5 protein-coding genes are annotated in these 6572 nt (G+C 69.7%); 4 read left to right on the top strand and 1 reads right to left on the bottom strand.

What is annotated here, in order from left to right; translation table 11 throughout:
- From QM624_RS16055 to QM624_RS16040, 4 genes are all read left to right on the top strand, one after another.
- Positions 1 to 1742, top strand: a 1742-nt coding sequence (locus QM624_RS16055) for a glycosyltransferase family 39 protein (RefSeq protein WP_415093615.1), incomplete at its 5' end; no start/stop codon positions are given.
- 8 nt (positions 1743 to 1750) lie between these two features.
- Positions 1751 to 2986, top strand: coding sequence for a glycosyltransferase (locus QM624_RS16050; protein ID WP_415093613.1), 1236 nt, complete (start codon positions 1751 to 1753; stop codon positions 2984 to 2986).
- Between the two features lie 69 nt (positions 2987 to 3055).
- Entirely contained in the window at positions 3056 to 3829 is a 774-nt protein-coding gene (locus QM624_RS16045; RefSeq protein WP_415093611.1) for an SDR family oxidoreductase, read from the top strand.
- Positions 3830 to 4160: 331 nt separating this feature from the next.
- Positions 4161 to 5114 carry an asparaginase gene (locus QM624_RS16040; protein WP_415093609.1) on the top strand — a complete coding sequence of 318 codons (954 nt, stop codon included), beginning with the start codon at positions 4161 to 4163 and terminating at the stop codon, positions 5112 to 5114.
- Positions 5115 to 5403: 289 nt separating this feature from the next.
- On the opposite strand, the gene QM624_RS16035 is transcribed toward QM624_RS16040, so the two are convergent.
- Entirely contained in the window at positions 5404 to 6558 is a 1155-nt protein-coding gene (locus tag QM624_RS16035) for a DUF222 domain-containing protein (RefSeq protein ID WP_415093607.1), read from the bottom strand.
- Positions 6559 to 6572 lie beyond the last annotated feature (14 nt).

Genomic DNA, 6572 nt, shown 5'->3' with positions numbered 1-6572 from the left:
GCGGCTCGGCGCGCCGCGCGCACTGGGCGGGCATCGTCGCCGCGCTGGCCTTCGCGCTCACCCCGGCGGCCACCCTGATGTTCCGGTTCAACAACCCGGACGCACTGATGGTGTTCTGCTACGTGGCCGCGGCGGCGCTGACCCTGCGGGCCGCCGAGACGGCGTCCCGGTGGAAGCTGGCGGCCGCCGGCGCCCTGATCGGGCTGGGCTTCCTGGCCAAGATGCTGCAGGCCTTCGTCATCCTGCCGTCGCTGGTGCTGGCCTACGCGATCGGCGCCCCGGCGTCCTGGCGCAAGAAGGTCGTCGACCTGCTCACCGCATTCGGCGCCATGGTGCTGGCCTTCGGCTGGTGGGTGGCGATCGTTGAGCTGGTGCCCGAGTCGTGGCGTCCCTACATCGGCGGCTCGCAGACCAACTCGATCCTGGAGCTGACCTTCGGCTACAACGGCCTGGGCCGGCTGAACGGCAACGAGACCGGCTCGGTCGGTGGCACGTCCGGACGCTGGGGACAGCTCGGCCTGCTGCGGATGTTCACCACCGTCTCGGGCGAGATGGTGTCGTGGCTGATCCCGGCCGCGCTGCTGCTCGGCGTGGCCGCACTGGTCCTGCTCGGACGCCGTGGCTGGGCCACGACGTTCCGGACCGCCGCCGAGACCCATCGGACGCGGGCGACCGCGGCGTTGGTGCTGTTCGGCAGCTGGCTGGTGATCAACACGCTGGTGTTCAGCTTCATGGCCGGCATCTACCACGACTACTACACGGTGGCGCTGGCCCCGGCGATCGGCGGCACCCTGGCGCTGGGCGGCGCGGTTGCCTGGACCTATCGGCGGACCTGGCTGGGACGCGGCGCGCTGGCCGTGGCCGCGGTGGCCACCGGCGCCTGGGGCGTCGCGCTGGCCTCCGTCGCGGGCGGGATCTACCTGTGGATCTCGATCGCCGCGGCCGCGGTGCTGGTGGGTTGCGCGGCGGTGTTCGTGTTCGGGCGTGCCGTGGTGCGGGCACTGCAGACGGCAGCCATCTCGGCCGCCATCATCGCGGGACTGGCCGGCCCGGCCGCCTACTCGGTGAACACCGCCGCCACACCGCACACCGGTTCGATCGTCACCGCGGGACCGGCCCGCACCGGCATCGCCGGCGGCAACGGTGGACCCGGTGGCGGTGGCCCCGGTGGCGGCCAGGGCGGTGGACGTCCGGGCGGCTTCGGGCAGGGTCAGACCGGGCAGGGCCAGACCGGGCAGGGCCAGACCGGGCAGGGCCAGACCGGGCAGGGGCAGCAGGGCACCCCGCCCGGCGGCACCAGCCAGGGTCAGCCCGGCGGTACCGCTGGCACCGGGAATGACGGCGGCGGCTTCGGCGGCGGCCGGGGTGGCGGCGCGGGTGGGCTGCTGAACGGAGCCTCGGTGTCGTCGGAGTTGCTCACCGCGCTGCAGGCGAACGCGTCGGAGTACACCTGGGTGGCGGCCACCACCGGCGCCCAGAACGCCGCCAGCTACCAGCTGGCCAGCGGGTATCCGGTGATGGCGATCGGCGGCTTCAACGGCTCCGACCCGTCCCCCACGCTGGCGCAGTTCCAGGAGTGGGTGGCGCAGGGCAAGATCCACTACTTCATCGGCGGCGGCAACTTCGGCGGCCAGAACGGCGGCAGCCAGGCGGCGTCCGAGATCGCCACCTGGGTGCAGCAGAACTACACCGCGACGACGGTCGGCAACACCACCGTCTACGACCTGACGGCGGCGAAGTGAGCGCCGCGATGACTCTGGCCGACGACACCGCGCGCGGGCGGCATCCGCTGCCCGCGAGGTTGGCCAGCGTCGAGATCGTCATCCCGGTGTACAACGAGGCGGCCGACCTGGAACGTTCGATCCGGCGGCTCACCGGCTTCCTGGACGACGCCCTGCCCTACCGACACCAGGTGACCATCGCCGACAACGCGTCCACCGACGACACCCTGGCGATCGCCCAGCGGCTCGCCGTCGAGCTGGACGGCGTCCGGGTCGTGCATCTCGACGCCAAGGGCCGCGGACGGGCGCTGAAGCAGACCTGGCTGGCCAGTGACGCCGACGTCGTCGCCTACATGGACGTCGACCTGTCCACCGACCTGACCGCGCTGCTGCCACTGCTCGCTCCCCTGGTCAGCGGGCATTCGGACGTCGCGATCGGCAGCCGGCTGGCCAGAGGTTCGCGGGTGATTCGCGGGCCGAAACGGGAGTTCATCTCGCGGACCTACAACCTGATCCTGCGGGGTGCACTCGCCGTGTCGTTCAGCGACGCCCAGTGCGGGTTCAAGGCAATGCGGGCCGACGTGGCGCAGCGGCTACTGCCGCTGGTCGAGGACACCAACTGGTTCTTCGACACCGAACTGCTGGTGCTCGCGCAACGGTCCGGGCTACGGATCCACGAGGTGCCGGTGGACTGGATCGACGACCCGGGCACCACCGTCGACATCGCAGCCACCGCGACCGAGGATCTGCGCGGCGTGTGGCGGCTGCTGCGCGGGCTGACCACCGGACGGATCCCGATCGGTGCGGTGCGCGCCGAGCTGGCCCGCCCTCCGATGAGCTCGCCGGCGGTCGGCGCGGTGGCCGGTGTGCCGGCCGGGCTGTTCGGGCAGCTGGTCCGGTTCGGGGCGATCGGCGTGGCGTCGACCGTTGCCTACGCGGTGCTGTACCTGCTGCTGCGGGTCGTTCTCGACGCCCAGGCGGCGAACCTGGTCGCCCTGGCCGTCACCGCGGTGGCGAACACCGCCGCGAACCGGGTGATCACCTTCGGTGTGCGCGGCTCGGACGGCTTGGTCACCCACCACGCCACCGGCCTGCTCGCCTTCGTGGTCGCGCTCGGCTTGACCGGCGGCTCGCTCGCCGCGCTGCACCTGATGGTTCCGGACGCCGCCCGCTGGCTCGAGTTGCTCGTCCTGGCCGTCGCCAATGCGGTGGCGACCGGGGTGCGATTCGTGGCGCTGAAGCTGGTGATGGCAAGCTCGCCCTGATCCATCACCGGTCGAGACCAGAACACCGTCGGTCGAGCTTGTCGAGACCCCCAACCGAAGGAGAGCCCCATGGCACAGCGACGCGGAATCGTGGTCGTCACCGGGGTCGGCCGATCCCGTGGGATCGGCGCCGGAATCGCCCGCGGCCTCGCCGAGGACGGCTGGGATCTGGTCCTCAGCCACTGGGCGCCCTACGACGACCGGCTCGGCTTGGAGCGTGGCGGCGACGACCCGGCGGAGATCGTCGCACAGTGCCGGGAACTCGGTGCCCGGGTCGACACCGTCGCGGTCGATCTGGCCGAGGTCGACGCAGCCACCGAGCTGTTCGCCGCAGCCCGGGCACTCGGCACTGTGCATGGGCTGGTCATGTCGCATTGCGAATCGGTGAACAGTTCGATCCTGGACACCACCGTGGAGAGCTGGGACCGCCATTTCGCCGTCAATGCCCGAGCCGTCTGGCTCCTGATCAAGGCGTTCGCGGCCGGGCTGCCAGCCGAGCAGACGACCGAAGTGCAAGCCCGGATCATTGCTCTGACCAGCGATCACACCGTCCACAACCTGCCGTACGGGGCCAGCAAGGGCGCCCTCGACCGGATCGTGGTAGCGGCAGGCGTCGAGTTGGGCGCCTGCGGCGTCCGAGCCAATGTGATCAATCCGGGGCCGATCGACACCGGCTGGATGACCGACGAGATTCGCGAGTCGGGCACCGCGCAAACCCCGGCCGGACGGCTGGGTACGCCGAGCGACACCGCCCACCTGGTCCGTTTCCTGATGTCGGACGCCGGCGGCTGGATCAACGGCCAGCTGCTCTACAGCAACGGCGGCTTCCGCACCCACAGCTGACCTGGTGGGCAGCGGCCGGTGGTGCCGTGCGTCGGGGAGCGTCTCGACGACTCGACCAGCGGCGGTGGTCGGCGCCCGGCCGGGCGGTTTCGAGATCCCGGCCGGCGGTTTCGAGATCCCGGCCGGCGGTTTCGAGATCCCGGCGTCCGGGATGACGTGGGGGCTGGCGCGCGGGTTCCGCGAGGGAGTTGCCGTCCTCCCGGGCTTGCCCCGGGATCTCCATCCGGCAGTTGCTGGACGCCGCACCGGTCGGCATCGGGTTTGCCGTCATCCCGGGCTTGCCCCGGGATCTCCCATGGCGCGCCTGACGGCACTTCTCTAGACTCCGGGCGTGGTGAATCTCGGCGACCCCCCGGTGATCGCGCAGGTCGTCCGCAACGGGTTCGTCGAGTCCGCGCATCGCGGCATCATCGTGGTCACCCGGGCGGACGGTTCGGTGTCGTACAGCCGCGGCGACTACACCAGCGACATCCTGCCCCGGTCGGCGCTGAAGCCGTTGCAGGCCCTGGCGATGGTGCGCTGCGGGCTGGAGGTGCCGTCCGATCAGTTGGCGGTGGCGTGCGCCAGCCACAGCGGCGAACCGATGCATCTGCAGACCGTGCTCGATCTGCTGCACGGCGCGGGGTTGGACGAGTCCGATCTGCGCAACACGCCTGATCTGCCCCTGATGGACGCCCAACGCAACGAGTGGATCGCCGCCGGCCGCGGACCGTCGTCGCTGGCCCAGAACTGCTCGGGCAAGCACGCGGCGATGCTGGCGACGTCCGCGCTCAACGAGTGGCGCCGGGACACCTACCTGAACCGCGGCCACCCGGCCCAGCAGGCGGTGCTGGAGACCATTCGCAGCCTCGGTGTCCGGATCGCCTGGACGTCCATCGACGGCTGCGGCGCCCCGGCGCTCGCGGTCAGCCTGGTGGGGCTGGCTCGCATGTTCGGCACCATCGCTTCGGCCACCGACGGCGCCGAGAAGGAGATCGCGGACGCCATGCGCAGCCACCCGGAGTTGGTCGGCGGCACGGGGCGCGACGTCACCGATCTGATGCGCGGAGTCCCGGGCATGGTGGCCAAGGACGGCGCCGAGGGCGTCTACGCCGCCGGCCTGCCCGACGGCCGCGGCATCGCGATCAAGATCACCGACGGCGGTATCCGGGCCCGGCCGGTGGTGATGGGCGCCGTGCTGCGCCGGCTCTGGCTGGGCGATGCCCCCCTGCGCGCCCGGATGATGGAAGCCCCGATCTACGGACGCGGCCAGGTGGTCGGCGCCGTCATCCCGATCGACATCTGAGCAGCCCTCTTCGCGAGCGCACCCCATGCCTCAGTCATCCCGGACTGGATCAGGGATCTTCACGACCCGCGCTTGTTCGGCCGAGGAGATCCCGGCATTCGCCGGGATGACAGAAGGCCCGTGCCGCGACCCTCGTTGATCGAGCTGATCGAGGCCTTTCCCAATCACCGTTGGTCGAGTTTGTCGAGACCCTGCTCAATCACCGTTGGTCGAGCTTGTCGAGACCCATCCCGCACAAGCGCACATTGCTGGCTGGGGTCCAACCCGCGCGCCCGTAATTCTCCCCGGGCTATCCGGGCGGTCGGAATCGTTGATGGCATCGTGGCCGTCGATGCTTATCCACGAACCGGGGCGGAATGACCTCCGCAATCCCGTCAGCTGAGATGCGGATCTGCCATTGCAACTCTGGAGCCCGTTTCGTATCGGGTTCGAGCAGGTTGTGGTGGTGTTTGCACAACAAACACAGATTCGACAACGATGTCCCGCCACCTTGAGCCCACGGGACGATGTGATGCGCATCACAATCAGCAGCAGGCCGGTCGCAACCCGGGAACACGCAGCCTTTATCGCGCACATGCAGGGCATGGCGGATATCGGGAGTGACCAAGCGCTGTTCGCGGCCCACGTCCAGCACCCCGGAGGGGCCGCCCAGAATGATGGGCAGGATGCCGGCATCACACGCGAACTGGCGTAGCCGGCCGGCGGTCAGCATCGTCCCATCAGCCAGACCGGCTGCGTGGCAGTCGCTGAGCAGATCCTCGTAGTCGATCAGCACCACCACATGAGGACGGTCACCACCATGGCGTGGTGCCTCTCGGTGGATCGCGACCCGGCGGGCCAACTCCACAAAGGCATCGGCACGACGCTGCGGCCACGACGATTGCGGCACACCCGAATCACGTAGCTCTAAGGCGGTGCGGTGCATCTGCTGCGCGAGCGCTTCAATCTGGGCCTTGATCAGTGCTGCATCGGCGGTGGGGAGGGAGCCTTTGATGGTGGTGGAACCGTGCCCGTCGTCGGCAAAGTTGAGATGCCGGGCCTGCTCTGCATCCCGTAGTTCACGTTCTTGGCGTTTCGCTTCGGCTTCTTCGGCAACCTCGGGTGCGACAACCTCCAACAGATACCGCGACAGACCGGCAAGTTCGTGGCTGTTGAACTCCTCACAATGGCCGACCATCGTGGATTGGGCCATGGCTTCGGCTTCGACGCCCAGGTCGGTGGGTAGTTTCTTCAGCACCTGGGTGACTGCTTGTGCTTGCCGGTCGTTGGCGACACCGTGGCCCAGCGCGTCCCCGATCTGGGAGAACCGGGACAGGTCGTTGGCGTGGTGCAGCATCGCGGAGGCTTGGCCCCGGGTGTAGCGCAACTCTGACGCCAACCAGCTGACGGTCGGGACACCGTGCGCGGTCATCGCCGCTTCGGAACGGTCGACCTGGCCGAGCACGGTGTGCACCACTC

This window comes from Micropruina sp. (assembly GCF_047606365.1).
Classification (GTDB): domain Bacteria; phylum Actinomycetota; class Actinomycetes; order Propionibacteriales; family Propionibacteriaceae; genus Micropruina.
Note: the sequence above shows the minus strand (reverse complement) of the source record. Positions and strands in the feature narration are given on the sequence as shown.